The 24,073-nt window shown below is 45.2% G+C and carries 20 protein-coding genes; 13 read left to right on the top strand and 7 right to left on the bottom strand.

Going from position 1 to position 24,073, the window contains the following annotated elements:
• Positions 1-171: 171 nt before the first annotated feature.
• Both FBF61_RS13420 and FBF61_RS13415 read left to right on the top strand, forming a co-directional pair.
• Complete coding sequence (locus tag FBF61_RS13420) at positions 172-2,580, top strand: TonB-dependent receptor (protein WP_138477861.1); 2,409 nt, start codon at positions 172-174, stop codon at positions 2,578-2,580.
• 47 nt (positions 2,581-2,627) lie between these two features.
• Positions 2,628-3,467, top strand: a complete 840-nt coding sequence (locus FBF61_RS13415; protein ID WP_138477859.1) for a CvfB family protein — start codon at positions 2,628-2,630, stop codon at positions 3,465-3,467.
• A 131-nt stretch (positions 3,468-3,598) separates the two neighbouring features.
• On the opposite strand, the gene FBF61_RS13410 is transcribed toward FBF61_RS13415, so the two are convergent.
• Entirely contained in the window at positions 3,599-4,915 is a 1,317-nt protein-coding gene (locus FBF61_RS13410) for an amidohydrolase family protein (protein ID WP_138477857.1), read from the bottom strand.
• 42 nt (positions 4,916-4,957) lie between these two features.
• On the bottom strand, positions 4,958-7,978 hold the full coding sequence (locus tag FBF61_RS13405; protein ID WP_138477855.1) for an amidohydrolase family protein: 3,021 nt from the start codon (positions 7,976-7,978) through the stop codon (positions 4,958-4,960).
• Positions 7,979-8,152: 174 nt separating this feature from the next.
• On the opposite strand from FBF61_RS13405, the gene FBF61_RS13400 reads away from it, so the two are divergent.
• The 4 genes from FBF61_RS13400 to FBF61_RS13385 all read left to right on the top strand — a co-directional run bounded on the left by FBF61_RS13400 (position 8,153) and on the right by FBF61_RS13385 (position 10,341).
• Positions 8,153-8,440, top strand: a complete 288-nt coding sequence (locus tag FBF61_RS13400; protein ID WP_138477853.1) for a hypothetical protein — start codon at positions 8,153-8,155, stop codon at positions 8,438-8,440.
• An 87-nt stretch (positions 8,441-8,527) separates the two neighbouring features.
• Positions 8,528-9,160, top strand: a complete 633-nt coding sequence (locus FBF61_RS13395) for a SatD family protein (RefSeq protein WP_138477850.1) — start codon at positions 8,528-8,530, stop codon at positions 9,158-9,160.
• 6 nt (positions 9,161-9,166) lie between these two features.
• On the top strand, positions 9,167-9,910 hold the full coding sequence (locus FBF61_RS13390; RefSeq protein WP_138477848.1) for a DUF3307 domain-containing protein: 744 nt from the start codon (positions 9,167-9,169) through the stop codon (positions 9,908-9,910).
• A gap of 71 nt (positions 9,911-9,981) precedes the next feature.
• Positions 9,982-10,341 carry a DUF4890 domain-containing protein gene (locus FBF61_RS13385; RefSeq protein WP_138477844.1) on the top strand — a complete coding sequence of 120 codons (360 nt, stop codon included), beginning with the start codon at positions 9,982-9,984 and terminating at the stop codon, positions 10,339-10,341.
• A 15-nt stretch (positions 10,342-10,356) separates the two neighbouring features.
• On the opposite strand, the gene dapF is transcribed toward FBF61_RS13385, so the two are convergent.
• On the bottom strand, positions 10,357-11,142 hold the full coding sequence (gene dapF / locus FBF61_RS13380; RefSeq protein ID WP_138477842.1) for a diaminopimelate epimerase: 786 nt from the start codon (positions 11,140-11,142) through the stop codon (positions 10,357-10,359).
• A 147-nt stretch (positions 11,143-11,289) separates the two neighbouring features.
• Entirely contained in the window at positions 11,290-11,652 is a 363-nt protein-coding gene (gene rplS / locus FBF61_RS13375; protein WP_138477840.1) for a 50S ribosomal protein L19, read from the bottom strand.
• Between the two features lie 248 nt (positions 11,653-11,900).
• Between rplS and FBF61_RS13370 the strand changes: the two genes are divergently transcribed.
• The gene (locus FBF61_RS13370) at positions 11,901-13,382 is read left to right on the top strand and encodes an NAD(P)H-hydrate dehydratase (protein WP_138477837.1); all 1,482 of its coding nucleotides are present in this window, start codon (positions 11,901-11,903) and stop codon (positions 13,380-13,382) included.
• 2 nt (positions 13,383-13,384) lie between these two features.
• Here the strand turns inward: FBF61_RS13370 and feoB are convergent, their stop codons facing one another.
• Both feoB and FBF61_RS13360 read right to left on the bottom strand, forming a co-directional pair.
• On the bottom strand, positions 13,385-15,517 hold the full coding sequence (gene feoB / locus FBF61_RS13365) for a ferrous iron transport protein B (RefSeq protein WP_138477835.1): 2,133 nt from the start codon (positions 15,515-15,517) through the stop codon (positions 13,385-13,387).
• A gap of 28 nt (positions 15,518-15,545) precedes the next feature.
• Positions 15,546-15,773: a FeoA family protein gene (locus FBF61_RS13360; RefSeq protein WP_138477833.1), complete on the bottom strand. Its 228-nt coding sequence runs from the start codon at positions 15,771-15,773 to the stop codon at positions 15,546-15,548.
• A gap of 241 nt (positions 15,774-16,014) precedes the next feature.
• Between FBF61_RS13360 and FBF61_RS13355 the strand changes: the two genes are divergently transcribed.
• From FBF61_RS13355 to ccsA (FBF61_RS13335), 5 genes are all read left to right on the top strand, one after another.
• Positions 16,015-16,677, top strand: a complete 663-nt coding sequence (locus FBF61_RS13355; protein WP_205748276.1) for a heme exporter protein CcmB — start codon at positions 16,015-16,017, stop codon at positions 16,675-16,677.
• 88 nt (positions 16,678-16,765) lie between these two features.
• Positions 16,766-17,443, top strand: a complete 678-nt coding sequence (gene ccsA / locus FBF61_RS13350; protein ID WP_138477829.1) for a cytochrome c biogenesis protein CcsA — start codon at positions 16,766-16,768, stop codon at positions 17,441-17,443.
• An 85-nt stretch (positions 17,444-17,528) separates the two neighbouring features.
• Entirely contained in the window at positions 17,529-17,753 is a 225-nt protein-coding gene (locus FBF61_RS13345; protein ID WP_138477827.1) for a CcmD family protein, read from the top strand.
• 5 nt (positions 17,754-17,758) lie between these two features.
• Positions 17,759-18,193 (top strand): cytochrome c maturation protein CcmE domain-containing protein, encoded by a 435-nt coding sequence (locus tag FBF61_RS13340; RefSeq protein ID WP_138477825.1) that lies wholly within the window; start codon positions 17,759-17,761, stop codon positions 18,191-18,193.
• Positions 18,190-20,793, top strand: coding sequence for a cytochrome c biogenesis protein CcsA (gene ccsA / locus FBF61_RS13335; RefSeq protein ID WP_138477823.1), 2,604 nt, complete (start codon positions 18,190-18,192; stop codon positions 20,791-20,793). The genes FBF61_RS13340 and ccsA (FBF61_RS13335) overlap by 4 nt, the downstream gene beginning before the upstream one ends.
• 69 nt (positions 20,794-20,862) lie before the next feature.
• Here ccsA (FBF61_RS13335) and FBF61_RS13330 read toward each other — a convergent pair whose 3' ends face one another.
• The gene (locus tag FBF61_RS13330; RefSeq protein ID WP_138477821.1) at positions 20,863-23,415 is read right to left on the bottom strand and encodes a TonB-dependent receptor; all 2,553 of its coding nucleotides are present in this window, start codon (positions 23,413-23,415) and stop codon (positions 20,863-20,865) included.
• A 314-nt stretch (positions 23,416-23,729) separates the two neighbouring features.
• Between FBF61_RS13330 and FBF61_RS13325 the strand changes: the two genes are divergently transcribed.
• Positions 23,730-24,032, top strand: a complete 303-nt coding sequence (locus FBF61_RS13325) for a DUF3817 domain-containing protein (RefSeq protein WP_138477819.1) — start codon at positions 23,730-23,732, stop codon at positions 24,030-24,032.
• Positions 24,033-24,073: the final 41 nt, after the last annotated feature.

Below are 24,073 nucleotides of genomic sequence, written 5' to 3'. Positions count from 1 at the left end.
AGACAGAAAGAAGACACAATAATCTCTGGCACAAGTTTTTATCTTCTATTTTCCAAATAGGTTAAAATGTCGTTAAACCTCCTGACTCATTTTTGATCTAACTGCCCTCTCCCTGACTTTCTGTTCAGGAAAGATCGTTTCTGCCATCGTTATCCCCGTAACAAAATCGCAATGAAAAACTGTTTGCTACTTTCCTTCCTTTTGAGCCTGTGCCTTTTCAAAAGTTACGCACAAGACGATCCCCCTGCCAGCTACATCATTGCCGGCAAACTGGAAGATCCTGAGAAAGAGGCGGTTCTTTTTGCAAACGTGGCTCTGTACGCTTCAAAAGATTCTACATTGATCGGCGGAGTCGCTTCGGATGAAAACGGCAAATTCGAGATTCCGGCAGAAATGGGAAATTACTTTCTCAAAATTACCTATCTGACCCTCGACGAGAAAATTGTTCCCAATGTGAACCTCACCAGCCAGGGCGTTGATCTGGGAACAATAGGATTGACATCGAACGCAAAGGTCCTGGACGAGCTGATTGTAAGAGGCGAAAAAAGTCAGATGGACCTGCAACTCGACAAACGCGTGTTCAATGTCGGAAAAGACCTCACTAACATCGGAAGCAATGCCTCGGATATTCTTAACAATATGCCTTCGGTTACGGTGGATGTGGAAGGGAATGTGGCTTTGCGCGGAAGTCAGAACGTTCGTATCCTTATCGACGGAAAACAATCGGGGATGATCGGATTAAATCCCGCAGAAGCGTTGAGACAAATTCCGGGAGATCTCATCGAAAGCATTGAGATCATAACGAACCCATCGTCCCGCTACGACGCAGAAGGTGAGGTCGGGATCCTGAATATTGTGATGAAGAAAAACGTTCGATATGGTTTGAATGGCTCGTTTACTGCCACAGCAGGGTATCCCTCCAACTTCGGTAGTTCATTTAATATCAATTACAGAAAGAAAAAAGTAAACCTGATCGCCAATTACGGCTTCATGTACCGCGAGGGCCCGGGAAGAGGCTCGTCCCGGCAGGAGTACAACAGCGCTGATACCAGCTTTGTTTACGAACAAAAAAGCAACCGGAACCGCAGTGGCTATTCCAATAGCCTGATGGTTGGAATGGACTATTTTATCAACAACTTCAATACTTTAACCACCACACTATCCTACCGCAATGCACAGAATGAGAATAGCTCGCGGATGGAATACCGGGATTTTGATTTTGCCAATAACCTCACCCAGACCGTGGTCAGGACAGAGCTGGAAACTGAACCCAGAAATAATCTGGAAGCCGCGCTGAACTATAGCAAAACATTTGCAAAGAAAGGTCAAAGCCTGTCCGTAGATGCAAAATATATTTTGAGTGACGAAACCGAAGCCGCCAAATACAATGAAACGTCCGATCTGGATAACAAAAGCATCGCTCAGCGCTCCTACAATACCGAGGACGAGAAGAACTTTCTGTTCCAGCTCGACTACATCCACCCTTTCGCCAAAGACGGAAAGGTAGAAGCCGGTCTGAAAAGCTCGGTCCGGATGCTGGATAATGATTTTACTGTGCATCAGCAAAATGAACAAATGAACTGGATTGTATTGCCTGATTTTGACAACAAACTGGCCTATGATGAAAGAATCCACGCGGCTTATCTGATGGCCAGCAACCAGTTCGGGAAATTTTTTATTCAGGGCGGACTTCGGGGGGAATACTCGGATATTTTGACAGAATTGAAAAAAACGCAACAAATCAATCATAGAAAGTACTTCAACCTTTTCCCAAGCCTGCACCTGTCTTACAAGCTAGAAGACGCCCAGACATTGCAGCTCAGTTACAGTTACAGGCTCAGCAGGCCAGGATTCAGGGACCTTTTGCCATTCTCCAATTTTAGCGATTCAAGGGTTTTTCGTGCTGGTAACCCACTTCTGAACCCTGAATTTACACATTCTTTTGAGGCAGGTCATTTGCTGAATATGGAAAAGGGTTCTTTGCTTTCAAGTATTTATTACCGCCATCGTCTCGGCGTTGTGGAGAATATTACGTCTGTGGATTCCACCGGTTTTACAAGAATAACCCCCGTCAATCTTTCCACGGGTGATTCCTATGGTTTTGAATTTAACCTGACCTACGATCCCTTTGCATGGTGGAAATTGACGGCCAACGCAAATATTTTCCGGTCGATGAACGAGGGTGTTTATAATGATAAAGTCTTAAAAAGCGATACTTACAGCTGGACGAGCCGGGCATCATCCAGGTTAACCCTTTTCAGAAATGTGGATTTTCAGTCCTCGTTAAACTACCGCGCCCCTCGCCGGACCACCCAGGGCCGTGATCTTGCCCAATACTCCATAGATCTCGGACTTTCGCGTGATGTTTTAAAAGGAAAAGCGACCGTGACCGCCAGCGTACGTGACTTGCTTAATACCAGGAAGCAGCGCAGCATTGTTGAAAGTGCGGGTTATTACTCCAGCTCTGAAAACCTGTGGCGCACCCGACAGTTTATCGTTACGTTTTCCTACCGGCTCAACCGCTCGAAAGAAAAGGAAAAAATGGATAACCGGGGTGGTGGAGACGAAGACGAAGGATAGTATATCTTAAACTGCTACATTTGCACCACAACTTAGTGGAATAGACAATGCTTTTTATAGGAAAATACAATTACCTCACCATTCAGCGGCTTACCAGCGTCGGGATGTTCCTGAGTGATGTGGAAGGAGAAGAAGTTTTACTGCCCAACCAATATCTTACCGACGAAATGCAGGTGGACGATACCATAAAGGTTTTCGTGTACCTGGATTCAGAAGACCGGCCCGTGGCTACCACGGAAACCCCTAAAATCATCAGGAACGAGTTCGCCTACCTTCAGGTAAAGGACGTTTCCGAACATGGGGCTTTTATGGATTGGGGATTGATAAAAGACCTTTTTGTTCCGTTCCGCGAACAAAGCACGCCTATGGAGATCGGAGAATGGCATGTGGTGTTTCTTTACCTGGATCAAAAATCTTCGCGGCTGATTGCTTCCACCAAAATTGACCGTTTCCTCGAAAACGAGCGCCTGACTGTGAAAGAAGGGGATCAGGTGGATCTGTTAATCTGGCAAAAGACGGATCTGGGCTACAATGCGATTGTTAATCAGTATCACAAAGGGCTGATCTATGCCAATGAAGTTTTCAAAGATGTGAAGATCGGAGATGCTTTGAAAGGCTATGTCAAAAAAATAAGAGAAGAGAACAAGCTGGATATTACTTTACAAAAAACAGGTTACGAAGTAGTCGAACCGACGGCGAAACATATTATGGACGAGCTGAAAAAGGACAACGGATTTCTCGATCTATCAGACAGCAGTTCCCCTGAAAAAATTTACAAAAGACTGGAAATCAGCAAAAAGGTTTTCAAAAAAGCAATTGGCGGACTCTATAAACAAGGCCTGATCAAAATCTCTGATGAGGGAATATATTTGGTTGCGGAGGATTGAAGGCTGACCGGAAATTTAATTTTCTATTTTTTTCGTCAACTTACCAGATTTTAAAAAGATTGATGAATCGAAATATATCAATCCTGGAAAGTCATAAAGGCCCGAGCATTCCAGCTGGGGCCTTCACATTACTACTTTCCATACTTCGTCTTATACTTCTCGTAAAGCCGCTTCTGCTTATCATCAAGGTTTACTTTTCCTCCTTTGATAAACACCATCTGGATCACATTTCCGCGCATGTCCAATATATCACCATTGGAAACGAGAAACGAAGCCTGTTTGCCTTTTTCAATAGTACCCACTGATTTTTCGGCTCCGATAATCTCGGCGGCATTTTTGGTTACAAATTGCAAAGCCTCTTCCGGGGAAACATCGCCAAACCCGGAGGATGTTCCAGCCAAAAACGCCAGGTTCCTCGTCCGCCACCATTCGTCTGCATAGGTAATTGCTACTTTTACACCTGCTTTATGCAACAATCCCGGCAATTCGTAAGGCAGATACACATTCTCATCTGCCCGGTTGGGGAGCCGGTGCGTGGGATTTAGTATAACCGGAACCTGATTTTCTTTCAGGAACGCTGCAACTTTATAAGATTCGTCCCCGCCTACGATCACGACTTTTTTCACTCCGGCCTCTTTGGCAAACTTCACAGCTTCCACAATATCCTTTCCATAATCGGCACGGATATAAAGGTTTGCCGAACCTTCAAAAAGCGGTTTCATCGCAGCCAGTCTTAAATTCACCGGATTCGGATCTTTCAACTCGGCGTAAGCCTTTGCCTCCGCGAAAGTCGAATAGAACAGGTTCAGCATCTCCTGTCTTTTATCATTCCGTTTTACAGAAACCGTGAAATCTTCATAATTAAAACTACTTGCCAAAAACGGCGGCCAGCTCAGCCAAATACCGTCATCTTTCTTCAAAACTGCATCTTCCCAGTTCCAGCCATCGGTATAAAACACAGACGAAGAGCCGGAAATCACGCCACCCTGAGGCACCGACTGAGAGAGTAAAATCCCGTTACCACGAAGTGTGGGAATAACTTCCGAATCTGTATTGTAGGCGATCAAAGCACGGACATGCGGGTTAATCTGCCCCACTTCATTAAAGTCCAAAGTGGCTCGCACGGAAGCAATTTCTTGTAAGCCAACGGTGGTATTCAATGAAATAATGCCCGGAAAAATGTGTTTCCCTTTCACATCGATTGTCTCAGCGCCGGTGGCGTTCGTCGCCGAGCCAGCCGGCCCTACCTGGGTAATGACGCCTTTGTCGAACGCGAGCACACCATTCTCAATAACCTGCCCATTGCCAACGTGGATTGTTGCCCCCGTCAGAACAATGGGTTTTGTCTGAGGTAGTGCCGGGGCCGGATTTTGCGCATAACCTGCAAAAGCAAGCAATGTGCCGCTTATGAGTAAAAAGCTGGATTTTAAAGATCTGTATTCTATCATTGTAATGAGGTTGATATCTTGGACAAAGCTGATTTACCTGGATTATTCGTGCTCGGTATTTACGCCGATCACATCTTCACAATGCCACATGCGCGGCTGCGAAGTCTGCGGTTTCTGAACAGGCTTGCCCTCAGCTTTATCGTTAAGCATTTTCTGGATTAACCTTTCACGTTCAATGGCTATTGATTTCTGCTTTTCTTCGTCTTTTTTACGATCAAAATAAACAGCGCCTTCTATCATTGTAAATTCAGGACGGGCGTAAACCGATAGCGGATTGGTGTTCCAGAGTACAAGATCAGCATCTTTCCCCGCCTTGATACTCCCGATCCTATGATCAATATGCAGCAATTTAGCGGGGTTGAGGGTTACCATTTTCCATGCCTCTTCTTCGGGCACGCCTCCGTATTCCACTGTCTTGGCAGCTTCCTGGTTCAGCCTCCGCGCCATTTCCGCATCATCCGAATTGATCGCAACGGTAATCCCTTCGTGGTACATCAAGGCAGCATTGTAAGGAATTGCCTCTTTTACCTCCATTTTATAGGCCCACCAGTCTGCAAAGGTCGAACCGCCGATGCCTCTCTGGGCCATTTTGTCAGCCATTTTATATCCTTCCAGAATATGGGTAAATGTGTTGATCTTGAAATTCAAAGAATCGGCCACATGCATCAACATGTTGATCTCGGACTGCACGTAGGAATGGCAGGTGATGAACCTTTCGCTGTCGAGGATTTCAGCCAGGGCTTCCAGCTCAATATCACGCCTCGGCGAATTTGCAGACTGTTTTTTGGAAGCAGCATTGTAATTTTTCCAGGTTTTGGCATAATCTTTTGCCCTGAGAAAATGGTCGAAATAGACCTGTTCCACGCCCATCCGGGTCTGCGGGAAACGGGTACGTACTATATCACCCCAGTTGGATTGTTTCACATTCTCGCCTAAAGCAAACTTGATCGTTTTCACTTCCGGTAACAACATTTCCGACTGACCTGCCCCCCATTTCAATTTGATCAGCGCACTTTGGCCACCTATAGAATTGGCAGATCCATGAAGCAGATGTGAAGTGGTCACCCCACCTGCAAGCTGGCGGTAAATATTAATGTCATCCGGGTTGATCACGTCGCTCATCCTTACCTCTGCAGAACTGGACTGCCCTCCCTCATTGATGGCAAATAAAGCAATATGGGAATGCTCATCGATGATCCCGCTTGTCAGATGTTTTCCGGTACCATCAACAGTACTTGCGCCGGATGGTGCGGCCAGCGCCTTTCCTACCTTCGTAATCTTACCATTCTGAACGACCACATCGGCATTTTGCAGAATCCCTTCTTTCTCGTTTGTCCATACTGTTGCGTTTTTGATCAGGACGGTCTGAGCCTTTGGCAATTCTTCATTTCCAAAACCCAGAAAAGGATAAACCACATTACCCGTTTCCTTGGTTTTCACAATTACAGAATCCTTTACAGTTGCTGACTGGTATTTCTCAGACAATGTAGCAGCCCACGGCACAACCGATCCGTTGGGCAAAATCCCTTCCCCGGCCAGACCATTTCCGGTAATCCAGCCGGTCAGACGAACTGTTCCGGGCGTTTGGGCGTCAGGCTGATAAGTCAGCGTCAGTAATTCATTAGCTATAATAGTCTTAGGAGTAACTTTAACTGAATCTTTCAGTGCTAGTTTAAAATCCGGCTTTTCAAACGTACCTGTAACCAGTAACTTGCCTGTGGATTCATTGTTCACTGACAACTGATAAGTACCTCTCAATTCCGGCGCATTGAGTGGGGCAAGAATAAATTTTTTCCCCTGGATCCAGTTTTCGTAAATGATATTGTCTTTCCCGAAAATATCCCCTGAGGTGATCAGGAAGTTGGCGAGTAAACCGGTGCGTAAACTTCCGATCTGCCCCTCCGCTTTGATCAGACTGGCTGGTAAAGTCGTTAATGCTTCCAGCGCTTTTTCCTTTGGCAATCCATATTCAATGGCCGTTTTCAGGTTTTTCCAGAAATCTCCTTTACTTTTCAAACCGGTTGTGGTCAGAGCGAAAGGTATCTCCGCCTTTGCGACCTCCGACATATTTTTGGGCGCTAGTTCCCAGTGCTTCAATTGCGCTACACTCACCAGATCTGCATCCCAGGGATCAGCCACATCATAAGCGTCGGGAAACTGAAGTGGCAAAATCAAAGTTGCTTTCGTCGCTTTGATTTCTTTCAGACGCTGGTACTCATCCCCTCCTCCGCGTATAATATATTGTATACCAAACTCATCGCCGATACGGTCCGCTCTCAGGACACTGTATTTATCATTTGTCTCAAAAAAAGAAGGCAATGTTTTGATCTGGTTAAATGCTTCCAGCGACAAATTCATGTCCTTCGTTTTGCCGGCCCGCGCATACCATTCGGCATCGTAATAATTCTGCCTTAAAAGTGCCACAATCCCCATTGCCGATGAGGGATAGGTCTGGGTTGAAGAACCTTTACTGAATGAAAAGTGTGCAGATGCTTTTTTGTTTAACAATGCCTTATTCGCCGGTTCGTCTGTCAGTGTTACCACTGCGCCATTTCCTCTTACTATGCCGTCGTGCGAAAAAGTCAGTACTGTACCAAAACCGATCTTACGTAGATCCTCGGCTTTTCTGGCATCAGGTGTAAATAAAAGGCTCGCGTCATTTTCCGGCTGAATAGCCTGGTTCCAGCCAAATGCACCTTTTTTATTGGATTCGATCTGCGGAGTCTGACGGCCTTGCGCCGGACGTTCCCGCTTTACGTCAGGCATCCCGTAATCAGAATCCAGATCAATCAAAGACGGATAAATATATTTGCCTTTCAGGTCTGTAACCACAGTTCCGGCAGGGATTTTCACCTTTTTCCCAACCTCCCGTATCGTTCCGTTCTCGATCAGCATCGTTCCTCCGGCAATCGTGGTTTTCGAATCCACCACAATGGTGGCATTGGTGAATGCAAACCGCCCCGGGCGCTCATCATAAGCCCCGTTTTGGGGGAATGTCTGCTGCCCGTGACAAAATATACTGACGGTTACCCCTGCCAGCAAGGCTGATATTTTTTTAAACATGTTAGGTGGATTAATTATAATTCGCAAATACAAGATACAAGTTAAAATGAAAAAATAGAGACAGCCGGTGACATTCCCCTTAAACTTACAATTACCATTAAGAATCTTTATGTTGAGTTCATTTTTTTGCATCTTGTGCCCGCATTTTTATGTTTTTATTTAGCTCAAATCCGAATGACTTACGACCAATTTACCGGATCACTTACACAATCCACGCCACCAAATGGCATTTCTGATCTCCTGGAAGCACTTTGGTATGATGCAAAAAACGATTGGGAAGCAGCTCATAACATTGCCCAAAGTAAAGAAGGAACCCGCTCTTATGATCGCTTACATGCCTATCTCCACAGGGTGGAAGGCGACACTTTTAATGCCGGATACTGGTATAGGCGTGCAGGATCAGAGGTATTTAAAGGGTCTTTACAGGAAGAATGGAAGCATTTGGTTCAATCATTACTCTAAAACTACATAAGGTTTTTTACTTATATTTTCAATATATAAGGTTTTTGCCTTATATTCGTCAATTATAAGTAAAAAACCTTATATGCTGTGAAGAAGAAACTCGCCGTTGTCACCGCGGATATGGTTAATTCCACTCATTTTACAAGGGAGCAAACTTCTGAATGGCTGGAAAGCCTGATTGAATTGCTACGGAATGAACCTGCCTTTGAATGGGCTTTAAAACCTGAAATATACCGTGGTGATAGTTTTCAATGTGTTTTAAAAAATCCTGACGAAGCTATGCGGCTGGCCATTCTGGCAAGGGCTGCCATGCGCGCACATGATATCAATACAGATTTACGGGTCGCGATCGGAATAGGAAAAGCAGAAGCCCTTACCGACCGTTCAGGAACATCGGACGGAGAAGCGTTTCGACTTTCCGGCCACCTGGCAGATAATATACGCAAGCAAAAATCCCGAATCGGTATTGCCCTTCCTTCTCCATCAGAGCCATTAAATGCTACTCTGGGGTTGCTGGAAACATTGATCGGAAGCTGGACAACCTCACAAAGCGAGGTGATCCTGGCATTACTCCAGAAAAACAACATTACCCAGATATCGGAACGATTTTCGATCAGCCAGTCGGCCGCCAGCCAGCGGGTAGCTTCTTCCAAATGGTGGGCGATTGAAAATTTTCTTGCTACCTTTCCTGAGCATCTTGCACTATACACAAAACGCTAAATAAACATGACCGAGTTTTTATTACTGCTGCTGGCTCACGTACTTGTCGACTTTTACTGGCAACCGACTTCGTGGGTAATTGATAAAAAAAATAAATCATTCAGGTCAAAATACCTGTATTTTCATATTGCGCTGGTCATCGTGATGTCATACATTTTCCTGGGGCGCTGGGACAATCCTTTTCCAGCCCTGGCTATCGGCATTGCACACGGCATTATCGATATCATTAAAATTGAAGCCGATAAAAAAGGCTCACTGACCTGGTTTATTGCAGACCAGATCGCACACCTTATCACCATCGCACTCACGGCCATTCTTTTAACAAGCAGTTTTTCCGCTGAGCTGGAAACATTCAAAACCTGGATTTATACTCCTAAAACCCTGTCGATCCTCACGGGCGCGCTGCTTTCCCTGTCGCCAATATCTTTTCTTGTCGGGATTTTGACAAGACCATGGCGGGAAGAATTGCACAAGCTCGCACCCAACGCCGACGATAATCTGGCCAGTGCAGGCCGCTGGATTGGGATGTCCGAAAGGTTGCTGATCTTTGTATTTGTACTGGTCAGTCAGTTTTCCGCGATTGGCTTTCTGATTGCGGCAAAATCACTTTTGAGATACAATGACAAGGCTGTGGGCGGGGAAATTTCCCCTGCTTATGTAAGTAAAAAATCGGAGTATGTATTGGTAGGAACCTTAATGAGCTACACCTGCGCGATAGCCGTAGCGCTGATCGTAAAAATGTTTTACTGAATTTCTCTTCCCGGTTTTAAACTTTGATACCACATTCCTACTCTAAGTCTGGTATCTTAAACATTAAAACCATGAGAAAAGGATTGATGGCCATGTTACTGGCCTTTGTAAGTATGACCGCCTTTGCGCAACGTCAGGATAGCGGCAGGACTCCCGAACAACGTGCAGAAAACCAGACCAAAACCATGACAGAAAACCTGCAACTGACAGAAGATCAGCAAAAGCAGGTTTACACGCTTAACCTTGACCGGGTAAAAAAAATGGAGGAATTGAGAGCGTCCCAAAACCAGGACCGTTCTGCCATGCGGGCATCTATGGAAACCTTTAATGCTGAACTAGCCAAAGTACTTACAGCAGAACAACAGGAAAAGTACAAAACCATGCTGGCGGAACGCCGGGGCAATGGTGGCGGCAGAGGGCCGAGGAATTAAATAAACTATTGTATATTAATCTGATACATTCAGATTTCCCTCAAAAACTCTGACAGCGGGACCGATCAGGAAAATATCATCGAATACGCCAGGTGACGTTTCTTTGTAAGAGACCTGCAAGGTCCCGCCAATTGTTTCTACCCGTACCGGGCCTTCCCAGCCTTTTTTCAAATGAGCAGATAAAGCGCAGGCTGTAACACCGGTACCACATGAGAATGTCTCATCTTCTACTCCCCGCTCATAAGTTCTGACACTCAAATGATTGTCTTCAATTATCTCAACAAAATTAACATTGGTACCGCCTTGTGGCCCATAAACCGAACCGTAGCGTATTTCACTTCCGATGCATACCACATCCGTTTCCTCAATATGCTCTACATAGGTAACATAATGCGGTGATCCTGTATTCATGAAATCGTACGCTTCATATCGCTCCACGCCCTGAACCGGCGACATTTTCAGGCTGATCGTATCACCTGAGACTGTAGCCTCGTGCAAGCCGTCCACAGCGATAAAAGAAGTTTTATCTGAAAACAAACCCAGGTCATGCGCAAACCTTACCACACAACGCCCGCCATTACCGCACATGCTGCCTTCTCCACCATCCGCATTGAAATACACCATCCGGAAGTCATAACCCTCAGCATTTTGTAAAAGGATCAGACCGTCGGACCCGACCCCAAACCGGCGATGGCATATAGACGCGATCAATTCTTTTGAAACAGGAAACAAGCCGTCACGATCATCGATCATGACAAAATCATTTCCGGTACCCTGGTATTTATAAAAAGCAATTTTCATAATCTGAACATTAATCCACCATCGAAACCCATTCAAAAAAGCCAAAAACTGACCGCTAACAACCAAACGCCAATTTCTTTAAACAACAAAACCCTGCAAGAAAAAATCACCTGCAGGGTTTTAATTTTTTGTCCGAAGAAATAAACCTTACTTCGAAACTTTAAGCTCTTTGATACGAGCGGCTTTACCCTGACGTCCACGCAAGAAGAAAAGACGCGCGCGACGTACTTTACCGCGGCGGATCAATTCGATCTTAGCGATACTCGGTGAAAGAATTGGGAAAACACGTTCTACGGCAATACCGTTTGATATTTTACGTACAGTGAAAGTTTCACCGCTTGCGCTAAGATTGCGGCGTTGCATTACCGTACCCTGAAATTGCTGAATACGTTCTTTGTTACCTTCTCTGATCTTAACGTGTACGTTGATCGTGTCGCCTGATTTAAAATCAGGATACTCGGATTTACGATTTTCAATCGTAGCTTCTACGAGTTTAATAAGTTCGCTCATGACGAATGCTTTTATGGATTAAAAATGATAGCTTGCTTCCAGCGGATGAGGTGACGCCCCTTCATTCAAAACAGCTCTTGCGAAAACGAGTGCAAAGCTAAGATTATTTCCCGGCTTCTAAAAGCATTTGCGGCTTTTTACAGACAAAAAATACATGGTATTTTAGCATTACCCGGGCTCAATACCAGGTCTTTGGTACAATCATTGATACCAATGATCATTCGAAGCAATTATTGAAACTCATTTTTATGAAAATCCTGAATGTTGAGCAAATCCGGTCACTGGATGCATACACAATCAAAAATGAACCGATTTCCTCCATCGACCTGATGGAGCGCGCCGCTCAGGCATTTGTACGATGGCTTTGTAACCAGTTTGTGAACACCCGGCCGGTCCGTATTTTCTGTGGAAAAGGCAATAACGGCGGCGACGGACTGGCTATCGCCCGCATACTCAGCGAACGGAGTTATGATGTTCAGGTTTATGTAATCGAATATAGCCCGGAAGCATCTGCAGACTTCAAAACCAACCTTGACCGTCTTAAAAATCATTTGCAGCCTTCGCATATTCATTCAATTGACGATTTCCCGGTACTTGGCCCGAATGTCATCTGCATCGATGCACTGCTCGGGTCCGGATTATCAAGACCCGCTGCCGGACTATTGGCCGCGGTCATTGACAGACTGAACGACCTGCCCAATAAGCTGGTGGCAGTGGATATTGCAAGCGGATTATATGCAGACAAAGCAAACGGTAACGAAGATCCCATTATCGAACCGGATTTCACGGTTTCATTCCAGCTTCCCAAACTAGCCTTTCTGTTGCCTCAAAATGCCAAATATGTCGCGGACTGGCATGTTGTGGATATCCAGCTCAGTGAAGACTTTATCAAAAACGCAGATACTCAATGGTTTTTTACCGATAAACAAACAGCCGAAGAGCTGATCAGGCCGCGCGAAAAATTTTCGCACAAAGGCACTTACGGACATGCCGTTTTGATCGCAGGAAGTTATGGCAAAATGGGTGCGGCAGTTCTTTCTGCAAAGGCATGCCTGAGATCAGGAGTGGGGTTATTGACTGTTCATGCACCGGAAAGCGGATACGGGATCATACAGATTTCCACACCGGAAGCCATGGTTTCTGTGGATGAAAACAAAAAATATATCAGTCAGTTGCCGGAGCTGGAGTCCGCTTCGGCTATAGGCATCGGCCCTGGGCTGGGAACGGATACATTGACCGTAAACGCACTGGAAAAATTATTGAAAACGGTGAAGGCACCTTTGATCGTTGATGCCGATGCATTGAATATTTTGTCCCAAAACCGTGAATTGCTGTATAAACTGCCGGAAAATACAATCCTGACACCTCACCCGAAAGAATTCCAAAGACTTGCAGGACACAGTACAGATGAATATAACCGGCTGGAAATCGGGAAGGAATTTGCAAAGAAATACAAAGTAATTATTTGCCTCAAAGGCGCGAATACTGCCGTGATTTTTTCGAATGGAGAAGTGCATTTTAATTCAACCGGAAACGCAGGTATGGCAACCGGCGGGACCGGCGATGTCCTAACTGGTATTATCACCAGCCTGCTTGCCCAAAAATACACCCCGGAAAATGCAGCTATCCTGGGCGTTTACCAACACGGCCTGGCCGGAGACCGGGCAGCAGACCTAAAAGGTCAAAGCGCCCTCATCGCGTCAGATGTGATTGATTGTCTGGGTTGGTAAACTCAACTCATCAACTGATAAACCGCAAATGCTGAAACATACGCCAGCGTCATCAGGTATATCAATTGAATAATAGGCCATTTCCAGCCGTGGGTTTCGCGGTAAACCACTGCAATTGTACTCATACACATCATCGCGAAAACGTAAAACATTAACAGCGAATAACATACTGCTGGCGTAAACATCGCGCCGCCAGTCTCGGCATTTTTTTCTTTAACCAACCTTTCCTTCACAGTCGGAACGTCTTCGAAATCTCCGCTGATACTATATATAGTAGCCATGGTGCCCACAAAAACTTCCCTGGCAGCAAACGAAGCAAGCAACGCGATGCCAATTTTCCAGTCATAGCCAAGGGGTTTGATCACCGGTTCGATAAACCGTCCAAATTGTCCTGCGTATGAGCTTTCCAGCTTGGCGGAAGCTATCGCCACATCAATTTCCTGCTGAGGTTGCCCGCTCATTTCCGACACAACTTGTTGCTCAGCTTTTTCAATATTGTCGCCAGGCCCGTAAGATGCCAATACCCAGAGAATGATTGAAATGGCCATAATTATTTTCCCAGCTTCAAAAACAAAAGATTTTACACTGTCATACATAGTGAACCCGACCTGTCCCCATCTTGGTAATTTGTAAGAAGGCATTTCAAGCATGAAATAACTCGGCTCTTTTCTTGGAATAAAAAGTGACAAAAGCCAGGCTGACCCCAGCGCACCCACCAGTCCCAAAAGATATAACCCGAACAATACCAACCCCTGCGTATTCAGAAAACCGAAAACTTTGGTTTCCGGTACCACCAGTGCAATCAGGATCGCGTAAATTGGCAGACGCGCAGAGCAACTCATTAAAGGCGTAACCAAAATCGTCAACAGACGCTCGTACCGGCTACTGATACTTCTCGTCGTCATAATAGCAGGAACAGCACAGGCAACCCCTGATATCAGAGGCACCACGCTTCGTCCATTGAGGCCAAATTTCCGCATCAGTTTGTCCATGATCACCATTACCCTGGCCATATAACCCGACTCTTCCAGAATAGAAACCAAGGCAAAAAGAATAGCGATCTGCGGAATAAAAATGATAACGCCTCCGATACCGGCCAGGATACCGTCCGTAATCAGATCATTCAAAACGCCCTGGGGAAGTGTTTCTTTTACCCACTCAATAGTGGCAGCCGTAGCGGCGTCAAGCATGTCCATCGGATAGGAAGCCCAGGCGAAAATGGCCTGAAAAACCAGAATCAATACCGCCGCAAAAGTCACATATCCCCAAAATGGATGCAAGAGGATACTGTCAAGCTTCCTGGTCCAGTAAGGCTGCTCAGTCTGTCCTTCCGTTTTTACCGCTTTGGAAATGATCGGTTTTATTTTTTCATACCGTGCGATTGTCTCTTCTGCCAGAAAGTTATTTTCATCAAATCCATATTTTTCGATCAGCGTATCCAACTTGGCCCGCACTGGTTGCTCCAGAAAAGAAAAATTGTCGTGCTGACAAACATATTGTAATGCTACATAATCATTGTCAAGCGCATATAAACCTTTTACCTCCTCAATCAGCTCGACTTCATTGCCTTTTGGCTCATAAAAATAGTTAGGAAGAGATTTCTCTTTGACCGCCGAAACCTGGCGGACCGCCTCTTTCAACTTTCCGATCCCCTCCCCCGTGCGCGCATTGATCTTCACAACCGGAACATGCAGCTGCATAGCCAGCTGTACCGCATTCACAGTCAGGTTCATACTCGCGGCAACGTCGAGCATATTGAGTGCCAAAACCGCAGGCATTCCCAGATCGCTGATCTCTGTAAAAAGAAGGAGATTTCTTTGCAAATTGGACGCGTCCACGACGACGACGACGACATCCGGAAAATCAGGATGTTTGGGATTGGCAAGTATATCCATCACCACCGTTTCGTCCCTCGACTTAGGATATATACTATAGGTACCCGGAAGGTCAACAACCGTCACAGTTGTTGAAGAAGTATCAGAATCCGTAAGCCGGAAGGTACCTGATTTTTTTTCTACTGTTACGCCGGGAAAATTCCCCGTTTTCTGGCGCAACCCCGTCAGCGCATTGAACAATGTGGATTTGCCGGCATTAGGGTTTCCAACCAGCGCAACTTTTATATTTGATTGTTTCAAAAGGAGACTAATAAGCGGAACGTAATTCTTACTCTATTTCTATGACTGCTGCTTCATTCAAACGCAACGACAAACAATAGCAGCCACCAACATTAATACAAATCGGATCACCAAACGGGGCAATAGCGTCAAGACGAACTTCTGATCCGGGCAGACAACCCATTTCGAGCAACTTAAGGGACATTCCTTTGTCTGAAAATGATTTGATCACACCTTTTTCACCTTTTCTAAGATTAGAAACCGTACGAACTGCCATACCCTTATTTAGACTCAGTTTATTTAAGCCGCAAAATAAGCACTATCGGTCTGTAATTCAAATATAACCTTCGCAAATGTCATTTTATCCGTACCAAATCCTTTAAAATCATTACTCTTTTATTATTTCCCTCAGGCTTTATATAGTACTTTTGCAGTGAAAAACGAATAGCGGAGAGACGAAGAAAGAATAGAATCACTGAGCCGGAGGCCAACTGCTGAAAGCCGATTGCAAGCGAAATTTGAACGAGATTAAAACCCTGATTTGGAAAGAAGTGACCCTGGAATGGCGGCAAAAATACGCACTGAGCGGAATGCTGCTGTACGTTGTCAGTACCGTCTTTGTTTGTTATCTCAGTTTTAACTTACGTCGCAATCAACTCACTCCTATTGTCTGGAACACACTTTTCTGGATCATCTTATTGTTCACGGCAGTGAATGCAATTGCAAAAAGCTTTTCTCAGGAAAGATATGGGAGGCTGCTGTATTATTACAACTTATGCAGCCCGCAAGCGATCATTATTTCCAAAATAGTATATAACTCATTCATCATGTTGTTGTTATCTACATTTGGATTTATTTTCTATGCATTTGTCATGGGAAATCCGGTTGGTGATATGGGTTTGTTTTCGATTTGTATGCTGCTGGCGGCGATCGGATTTGCCTCTGTACTTACGCTGGTAGCGGGTATAGCCTCCAAAGCCGACAATAGCGCAACCCTGATGGCCGTTCTGAGCTTCCCAATCATCATCCCTATGTTGCTTATGACGATCCGGCTCGCGAAAAACGCACTGGACGGACTCGACTGGAGTGTAAGCACCGACGAAATCAGCACTTTGCTATCCATTGATTTAATAGTAATAACCCTCAGCTATCTGCTTTTTCCTTATTTATGGAGAAGCTGAAACGCTGATTTTAAAATCAGAAAAGGTCGGCTAGCCGGTCTGCAAAAAATAACAAACAGCCTGAAAACTGTTCAAAATCAAAAGTGAAATGAGAAAGATCTGGTGGAAAATCCTCTGCATAGTCATCATCTTTTATGTAATTATAATGGGTTTGATGGGTCCTGTTCCACGCTTGCCCATCATCAATGAAAGTATCCGCAACACCTATTTCCACGTTGCGCTTTGGTTTGCCATGACAATCCTGCTCTTTACATCCATGATATTTTCCATTAAATATCTCAACAAAGGGCTGATCAAAGACGATGATGTTGCGAGCGAACTGGCCAAATCTGCGATTTTCTTCGGTATTCTCGGCTGTCTAACAGGTTCTACATGGGCCAATTACACATGGGGCGACCCCTGGCCAAATGACCCGAAACTTAATGGTGCGGCTATCGGAATTTTGATATATCTGGCCTACCTGCTATTAAGAAGCTCTTTTGAAGACGAGCAGCGAAAAGCGCGGATATCATCCGTTTACAACATTTTTGCGTTTGCTGTATTTGTCCCGATCATCTATATACTTCCCCGCCTGACTGACTCCCTGCATCCCGGCAGCGGCGGAAACAGTACTTTCGGGTCGTATGACATTGATAATGACATCAGAAAAGTTTTATATCCGGCCGTGATCGGCTATGTTTTGCTGGGGCTCTGGTTTGCCGAGCTTCGCATCAGAATGAAAATAATCAACCGTGTCCGGGAAGAACAAGTGGCTTCAAATCGGTGATTTTCATCAGTATTGCCACATATTTTCTTCGGTCACAAACATTTCAAAACAAAAATTCGTTAAGATTTCAGTCGATTATTATACAATGAAACGAATCTCCCCCTTCCTGCTTACCCTGTTTTTAATCACAGGACACCTGTACGCTCAGTCCACCGAACCCGCCGTCGGCATGGCCGACAAACTGCGTGAAGACGGAAAGATCTGGGTAGTAGTAGCCGTTATTGCCGTTATTTTTGCGGGCATCGCCATTAACATGCTCAGAATAGATGCCAAGTTGCGAAAAATTGAAAAGGAATTAAATATCAAGTAAATACCATGAAAAAGATCCAGATATTCGGACTCATCATCATAGCTGTCGCCATTGGAATTATTGTCACAACCGCCGGTGATGCAAGCACTTACGTTGACTTTACCAAAGCCAAAGAAATGGCTGCGGACGGAGACGGTGAAAGTATACACGTTGTGGGCAAGCTCAAAAAAGATGCGACTGGACAAATCCTTGAAATGGAATACCAGCCTGCTATTGACCCCAATTACTTTGCATTTACGCTGATAGATAATAACAACGTGGCGCAGAAAGTGGTGTATAAAAATTCCAAACCGCAGGATTTCGACAAGTCCGAGCAGGTTGTGGTGATCGGAAAAATGCAGAACGGCACCTTTTCCGCTGAAAAAATACTAATGAAATGTCCCTCGAAATACGAGAACGGAAAAATGGAAACCACTGAACATACGGCAGCGAAATCATGATTCATAGCACCATAGGAAGTGCAGGGCACCTGCTGGTAATTATTGCTTTTGTAACAGCCCTCGTGGCAACCTTTGCTTATTTCAAAGCCGGTATGTCCGGCGGAACGGTGGAAGACACGCTGACCTGGAAAAAATTCGCGAGGATTGTTTTCTATCTGCATGTAGCTGCTGTTTTGGGCGTTGTGTTTTCATTGTACTGGATCATTGGAAACCACTATTTCGAATACCATTACGCCTGGAAAAACTCTTCGCTTTCCCTCCCGACAGGGTACACCATTTCCAGTTTCTGGCAGGACCAGGAAGGCAGCTTTCTGCTCTGGATTTTCTGGAATGTGATTCTTGGCTGCGTACTGATTTTCACAAACCGCTCCTGGGAAGCACCGGTAATGACTGTTTTTGCATTGGTTCAGGCATTCCTGACTTCCATGATACTGGGTGTGGTAATTCCTGGGCTCGACGTTAAAATCGGATCTACACCCTTCCTTTTGCTCAAAGAAGTAATGCCCGATCTGCCTGTTTACAAGATGGATGCGAATTTCATCCCGAAAGACGGAAACGGCCTCAACCCGCTTTTACAGAACTACTGGATGGTTATCCACCCTCCTACCCTTTTCTTGGGTTTCGCAACGACGCTTATTCCTTTCTCCTTCGCGATTGCCGGGTTATGGTCTAAAAAAATTCAGGAATGGATACGTCCTGCACTCCCGTGGGCACTGTTTTCATGTCTGATCCTCGGAGTAGGTATTTTGATGGGCGCCTACTGGGCCTATGAAACGCTGAACTTTGGCGGTTACTGGAACTGGGACCCCGTTGAAAACTCTTCCATAGTTCCATGGCTAGTCCTGGTGGCGGCGGTCCACACTATGATCATTGGCCGTAGAAATGCCACTGCGCTCAAAACATCATTTATTTTAACGATTGCAACATTTATCCTGATCCTGTATTCCACCTTCATGACCAGAAGCGGCGTGCTTGGAAATGCGTCGGTGCATTCATTTACTGACCTGGGTTTATCAGGACAGTTATTGATCTATCTTCTGACATTCACCATTGTAGCCATCGGCTTACTGATATATCGCTGGAAAATACTCCCGACAGACGAAGAAGAGGTTTCTACCTACTCTCAGGAATTCTGGATTTTCATAGGCGCAACTTTGCTTTGCCTCTCCGGTTTTCAGATTCTGGCTACCACTTCCATTCCGGTCTATAACAAAATCGCCGAATCTTTCGGAGCAGTTCTGAATATGGCGCTGCCGGCTGACCAGATTGGCCACTATAATAAATTCCAGCTATGGTTTTTCTCCCTGATCATCGTTTTGACAGGTATCGGACAGTTTTTCTGGTGGAAAAGGGTTGGCAAGGGAAAACTTCAGGCACTTTACAATCCGTTGCTGATCGCATTGATCATCAGTGCAGCAGTGATTACGATTCAGGAGATTAAGGATATCCAGCACATCGTATTGCTGACAACCGCCATTTTTGCGATTGTTGCAAACGGCACTATTCTCCTTAATATCATCCGTGGTAATTACAATTTGTCAGGAGGGGCTATCACGCACATCGGTGTGGCGCTGATGCTGGTGGGTATCCTGTTTTCGTCGGGTTATACCAAAGTTGTATCTATCAATAACTCGGGCTTAATGATTTCCCGCAGTGAAGAGTTCACAAGCAACGACAATAAGGAAAACAAAGAAAATATCACGCTTTGGCTTAACAAGCCTGAGAAGATGGGCGAGTATATGCTCACCTGGCGTGATGTGAGAGTGGAGCCTCGCAACATCCCGGGATACATTCCGAAAAGCTGGGTAGATATTGTTGAAGGTGATTTTCATGCAGTAGCACTCCGCGACATTGTTGTAAACGATAAGAAGTACAATTCCAAAGGAGATACGATCGAGATATTTCCTGAGAACTTCTATTACGAAATCGAGTACCGCGAGCCTTCGGGACGTATTTTCAACCTTTTTCCACGGGTACAGATCAACCCGAGAATGGGCGGTATTGTATCTTCGCCTGACATCCAGCGGAAAGTGGGTAAGGACTTGTATACCCACGTCAATATGGTTACCAATCCGACTGCGGAACCCGTATGGAGCCAAACTGAGAATTTTACGATCAGCTTACGGGATACATTTTTCGTGAATGACTATGTAGCCATCCTCGATAACGTGGTACGCACCGAGCAGGTGGAAGGTGTCGCGCTAGGTGAAGGCGATGCTGCGGTGAAAGCGATTATCCGCATTCTTGATAAAGACAAAGAATATGTATTAACACCGTCATTTGTAATCCGCGACCGCATGGTGGCCAGGAAGCCGGAGGTTAACAATGATCTGGGAATGCGGATCCAGTTCCAGGAAATCAATCCGCAGACCGGCCAGTTTTCATTTGCTGTAAACACTACTCAGCGAGATTTTATTGTGATGAAAGCAATTGAAAAGCCGCTTATAAATGTACTCTGGCTGGGAACTTTCGTTTTGATCATCGGATTTATCCTCGCAACCATTCGGCGGTTCAAGGACTTTATTAAAATGAGAGATAAAGAAACCTTGGCTTCGGGCAAAGACAAAGGCACCCCAAAGGTCAAGCCGCAAATTGCTTAAAATTCATTTGTAATATAAAAAAGGGTTCAGCTGCTGCCAGTCTGAACCCTTTTCGTTTCCAGCTATTGTTTAAAACCGGAAGCCTACCCTTGTGAAGAAGAAAGCGCCGTTGCTTCCCATCTGAACAGGGTCCCATCCCCCACCCGACTCTGTCAGAGCCGGTAATGACATATCCGGATAAACATTCAGAATATTGCTTCCGCCCACTGAAATTGAAAAATGGTTGTTTAGTTTGTAGTTTACGGTTAGGTCCGTCTGAATTTTAGGCCTGTAAACATCTATTTCATAATCCCAGTTTGCAAGCTTCACTTCCCCGAAACGGATCAATCGCAGCATGAAGCTTAGCTTACTGACGGCATAGTCCAGCGTGAGGTTGATTTTGGACGGAGGTGCGGACGCAAGAACAAACCGGCGCTCGCGCTCGTCAAAATAAATATCTTCCTTGCCTGCAAGGGCCGGACTGGTATTAACCGGCCCAAGTTCCATCCAGTTGAAATTGGCTGCCAGAGTTGAGTTTAAACGCCCGATCCCGAGGGGCGTAGAATGCGCAACGATTACATCTACACCTTTTGTTGTGGTATAGGAAAGTGCATTGGTAAAAAACTGCGCTTTGCCCACTCTGAGTGACTTAAGCAGCTCACCGATCTCTTCATCGTCATCGCTAAACTGCCCGGTCAGCACTACCCTGTCCTTCACTTTGACATAGTAACCGTCCACAGTCACAGAAAACCCGGAAATAGGTGTAAAAGTGAGTCCAAGGCTGGCATTTTGCGAAGTCTCCTGTTTCAGTTCAGGAATGCCCAAAGCTTTGGTAACAGCGCTGTTGTTGTTTGCAAGAAGCACCTCAACAGCCTGTCCTTCAACAAAGTTTGTAAATGTTGAATTGAAATATTTCTGAGCCAGCGAAGGCGCCCTGAATCCCGTGCTTACTGATCCGCGCACTGCAAGATCCTCCGTGATCTTATATCTTAAACCAACTTTCCCATTTACTGTACTTCCGAAATCGCTGTAATTCTCAAATCTTGCCGCCACATCCACCAGAAAGTTTTTGGTGACATCTGCTTCAACATCGGCATATACACCTACATTGGAACGTCCCTTATTAGTAACGTCTGCCGGACTATATCCCGGAAAACCCTGCGCCCCTCCCGGCAAAGTTGGGTCATAATTTAGGTACGATAACCGTTCGCCTTCAAAGATCTTATATCGTTCAGTCCTGTATTCAGCTCCGAATGCAATATTCAGTCCCTGCATAATGCCTTTGTAAAAACGCGAAACGTTGAGGTTACTGACATTCTGGCCAAGCTGAAAACCGCCTGCATCAAAAGTGGTGGGTGAACCCGCTCCAAAGGATGCGTTCAACGAATTTTTAACATTGAAATGGAATTTATTAAAGCCATACGTATTGCTCAGGTCAATGTCCCAGGATTTCCACACTCCGCGAACCCCGCCCGTAACTGCCCGGTCATCAATTGTACTGGCAATGATAGGGTCAAATCCGTTGGGGTAAATCGAAGGAATATTTCTTTCATCATCTGCATAACGGGTCCAGGCATAGGCGTCCCCTTTTCTTTTATTGATACCTCCGAAACTATAAACCTGAAAATTCCCGCCGATGGCGATCTTTGCATTGTAATAAAGGGCTGCATTGTCCATTCTGGGATCACCATATTGGCGACGCGCTACATCTTCAGGATCAGAAACTGTATTGGCCCGGTTCGTATGATCGCGGTGATTGTAGTCTGCCGTCACATTCACGAATCCTTTTTTGGCAATCTTTAATCCATAATTAAGATTCACGTTGTAATTCAGTCCGTCGAATTTTTTGTCGTCAAAACGGTATTTTGCCTGAAAAATTCCGGCGTTAACATTCGCAGTAAGCTGATTTACGGTTTCTTTCAAAACAATATTGATCACCCCGGCAATAGCATCCGAGCCATATTGAGCTGCTGCACCGTCCCGCAGAATTTCAATCCTTTCAATGGCGGCCGCAGGAATCGCGTTCAGGTCAGTACCTGTGTTGCCGCGTCCGCGAGAACCGAAAAGATTAACAAGTGAAGACTGATGCCGCCTTTTTCCGTTGATCAGTACGAGCGTCTGGTCCGGCCCAAGTCCCCGTAGCGATGCAGGATCAACATGATCTGCCCCGTCTGAACCGGTTTGCCTGTTTGAGTTAAAGGACGGGGCCGCGAACTGGAGCAACTGGTTTACGTCAAGCTGCCCCTGCTTGGTAGTGACCTCCCTGATATCAATTACATCCACCGGTGCAGGCGTGTCCGTGGAAGAGCGGTTCAGGTTTCGTGAACCTACCACAGTCACCTGGTTGAGCACAGTCGCATCTTCCAAGGAAAAATCCTGCGTCCCGGCACCACTGATCTCTCTTTCAATTTTATTATATCCCACATACGTAACCACAATGGTTGCATTGGTATGCCCGACCTGTAAAACATACGACCCGCTTCCGTCGGCTGTGGTTCCGTTATTCGTACCCTTTTCAATAACAGAGGCTCCGATAAGCGGTTCTCCCTTTTCATCCGTGACTTTGCCGGAAATCCTGATACTCTGGGCTATCGAATTGAACGTGAGGAAAATGAGGAGTAAAAATGCAAATGTCCTGGTCATTAACGTCGAATTTAAATTTAAAATGAAGTAAAATAATGTATTATTTATCTAAGTTTTTAAGATTTATCCAAATAATATTTTAATAATCAAGTATGAAACCAAATAATATGGAAATATTAGCGACAGAAAATATGAATTTTCAATAACTAAATATGATTTTTAAACATTTCCCAGAACCCATACCACTTATGCAGTCAGATTACCGATGTGATATAAAATTTCCCCGTAAAAGCTTGAAAATGCCACTGCTAAAGAAGGATTCGAATACGTATCTTTGCGACAAAATGCATTAATCTCATTTTGTCGCTTTCTTTATGTTGTCTACCCTGATCAAATCAGCTCTTGGCCGCCTTCGTATCATTGCTTTTCTTGAAGGTGTCTCTTATCTCATATTACTCGGTATCGCAATGCCACTCAAATATCTTGCCGGAATTCCCGAGGCTGTGCGGGTCGTCGGAATGGCACACGGTGTACTTTTCGTTCTTTTCGTCATTTTGCTGATCCAGGTCGCTATCGAAAGAAGCTGGTCTTTCAAAAAAACATTTTTGTCGTTTCTGTCTTCGCTGGTACCGTTCGGTACTTTTTATGCCGATGTAAAGTGGTTCAGGCCAGAATGATCTGTCAATACATATATATAAATTCCTACACCCCAACAAAA

The sequence above is a fragment of the Dyadobacter bucti genome, from assembly GCF_005869225.1.
Lineage (GTDB): Bacteria > Bacteroidota > Bacteroidia > Cytophagales > Spirosomataceae > Dyadobacter > Dyadobacter bucti.
This window is presented reverse-complemented; position numbering and strand designations above follow the sequence as displayed.

Excerpts from the sequence above, each read along its gene's own strand:
- ccsA (WP_138477829.1), top strand. The coding sequence starts at position 16,766 with ATGAGAAAGATCTGGTGGAAAATCCTCTGCATAGTCATCATCTTTTAT.
- FBF61_RS13360 (WP_138477833.1), bottom strand. The coding sequence starts at position 15,773 with ATGGCAGTTCGTACGGTTTCTAATCTTAGAAAAGGTGAAAAAGGTGTG.
- rplS (WP_138477840.1), bottom strand. The coding sequence starts at position 11,652 with ATGAGCGAACTTATTAAACTCGTAGAAGCTACGATTGAAAATCGTAAA.
- FBF61_RS13340 (WP_138477825.1), top strand. The coding sequence starts at position 17,759 with ATGAAAAAGATCCAGATATTCGGACTCATCATCATAGCTGTCGCCATT.
- FBF61_RS13330 (WP_138477821.1), bottom strand. The coding sequence starts at position 23,415 with ATGACCAGGACATTTGCATTTTTACTCCTCATTTTCCTCACGTTCAAT.
- FBF61_RS13420 (WP_138477861.1), top strand. The coding sequence starts at position 172 with ATGAAAAACTGTTTGCTACTTTCCTTCCTTTTGAGCCTGTGCCTTTTC.
- FBF61_RS13385 (WP_138477844.1), top strand. The coding sequence starts at position 9,982 with ATGAGAAAAGGATTGATGGCCATGTTACTGGCCTTTGTAAGTATGACC.
- dapF (WP_138477842.1), bottom strand. The coding sequence starts at position 11,142 with ATGAAAATTGCTTTTTATAAATACCAGGGTACCGGAAATGATTTTGTC.
- FBF61_RS13390 (WP_138477848.1), top strand. The coding sequence starts at position 9,167 with ATGACCGAGTTTTTATTACTGCTGCTGGCTCACGTACTTGTCGACTTT.
- ccsA (WP_138477823.1), top strand. The coding sequence starts at position 18,190 with ATGATTCATAGCACCATAGGAAGTGCAGGGCACCTGCTGGTAATTATT.
- FBF61_RS13370 (WP_138477837.1), top strand. The coding sequence starts at position 11,901 with ATGAAAATCCTGAATGTTGAGCAAATCCGGTCACTGGATGCATACACA.
- FBF61_RS13345 (WP_138477827.1), top strand. The coding sequence starts at position 17,529 with ATGAAACGAATCTCCCCCTTCCTGCTTACCCTGTTTTTAATCACAGGA.
- FBF61_RS13400 (WP_138477853.1), top strand. The coding sequence starts at position 8,153 with ATGACTTACGACCAATTTACCGGATCACTTACACAATCCACGCCACCA.
- FBF61_RS13410 (WP_138477857.1), bottom strand. The coding sequence starts at position 4,915 with ATGATAGAATACAGATCTTTAAAATCCAGCTTTTTACTCATAAGCGGC.
- FBF61_RS13405 (WP_138477855.1), bottom strand. The coding sequence starts at position 7,978 with ATGTTTAAAAAAATATCAGCCTTGCTGGCAGGGGTAACCGTCAGTATA.
- FBF61_RS13325 (WP_138477819.1), top strand. The coding sequence starts at position 23,730 with ATGTTGTCTACCCTGATCAAATCAGCTCTTGGCCGCCTTCGTATCATT.
- FBF61_RS13415 (WP_138477859.1), top strand. The coding sequence starts at position 2,628 with ATGCTTTTTATAGGAAAATACAATTACCTCACCATTCAGCGGCTTACC.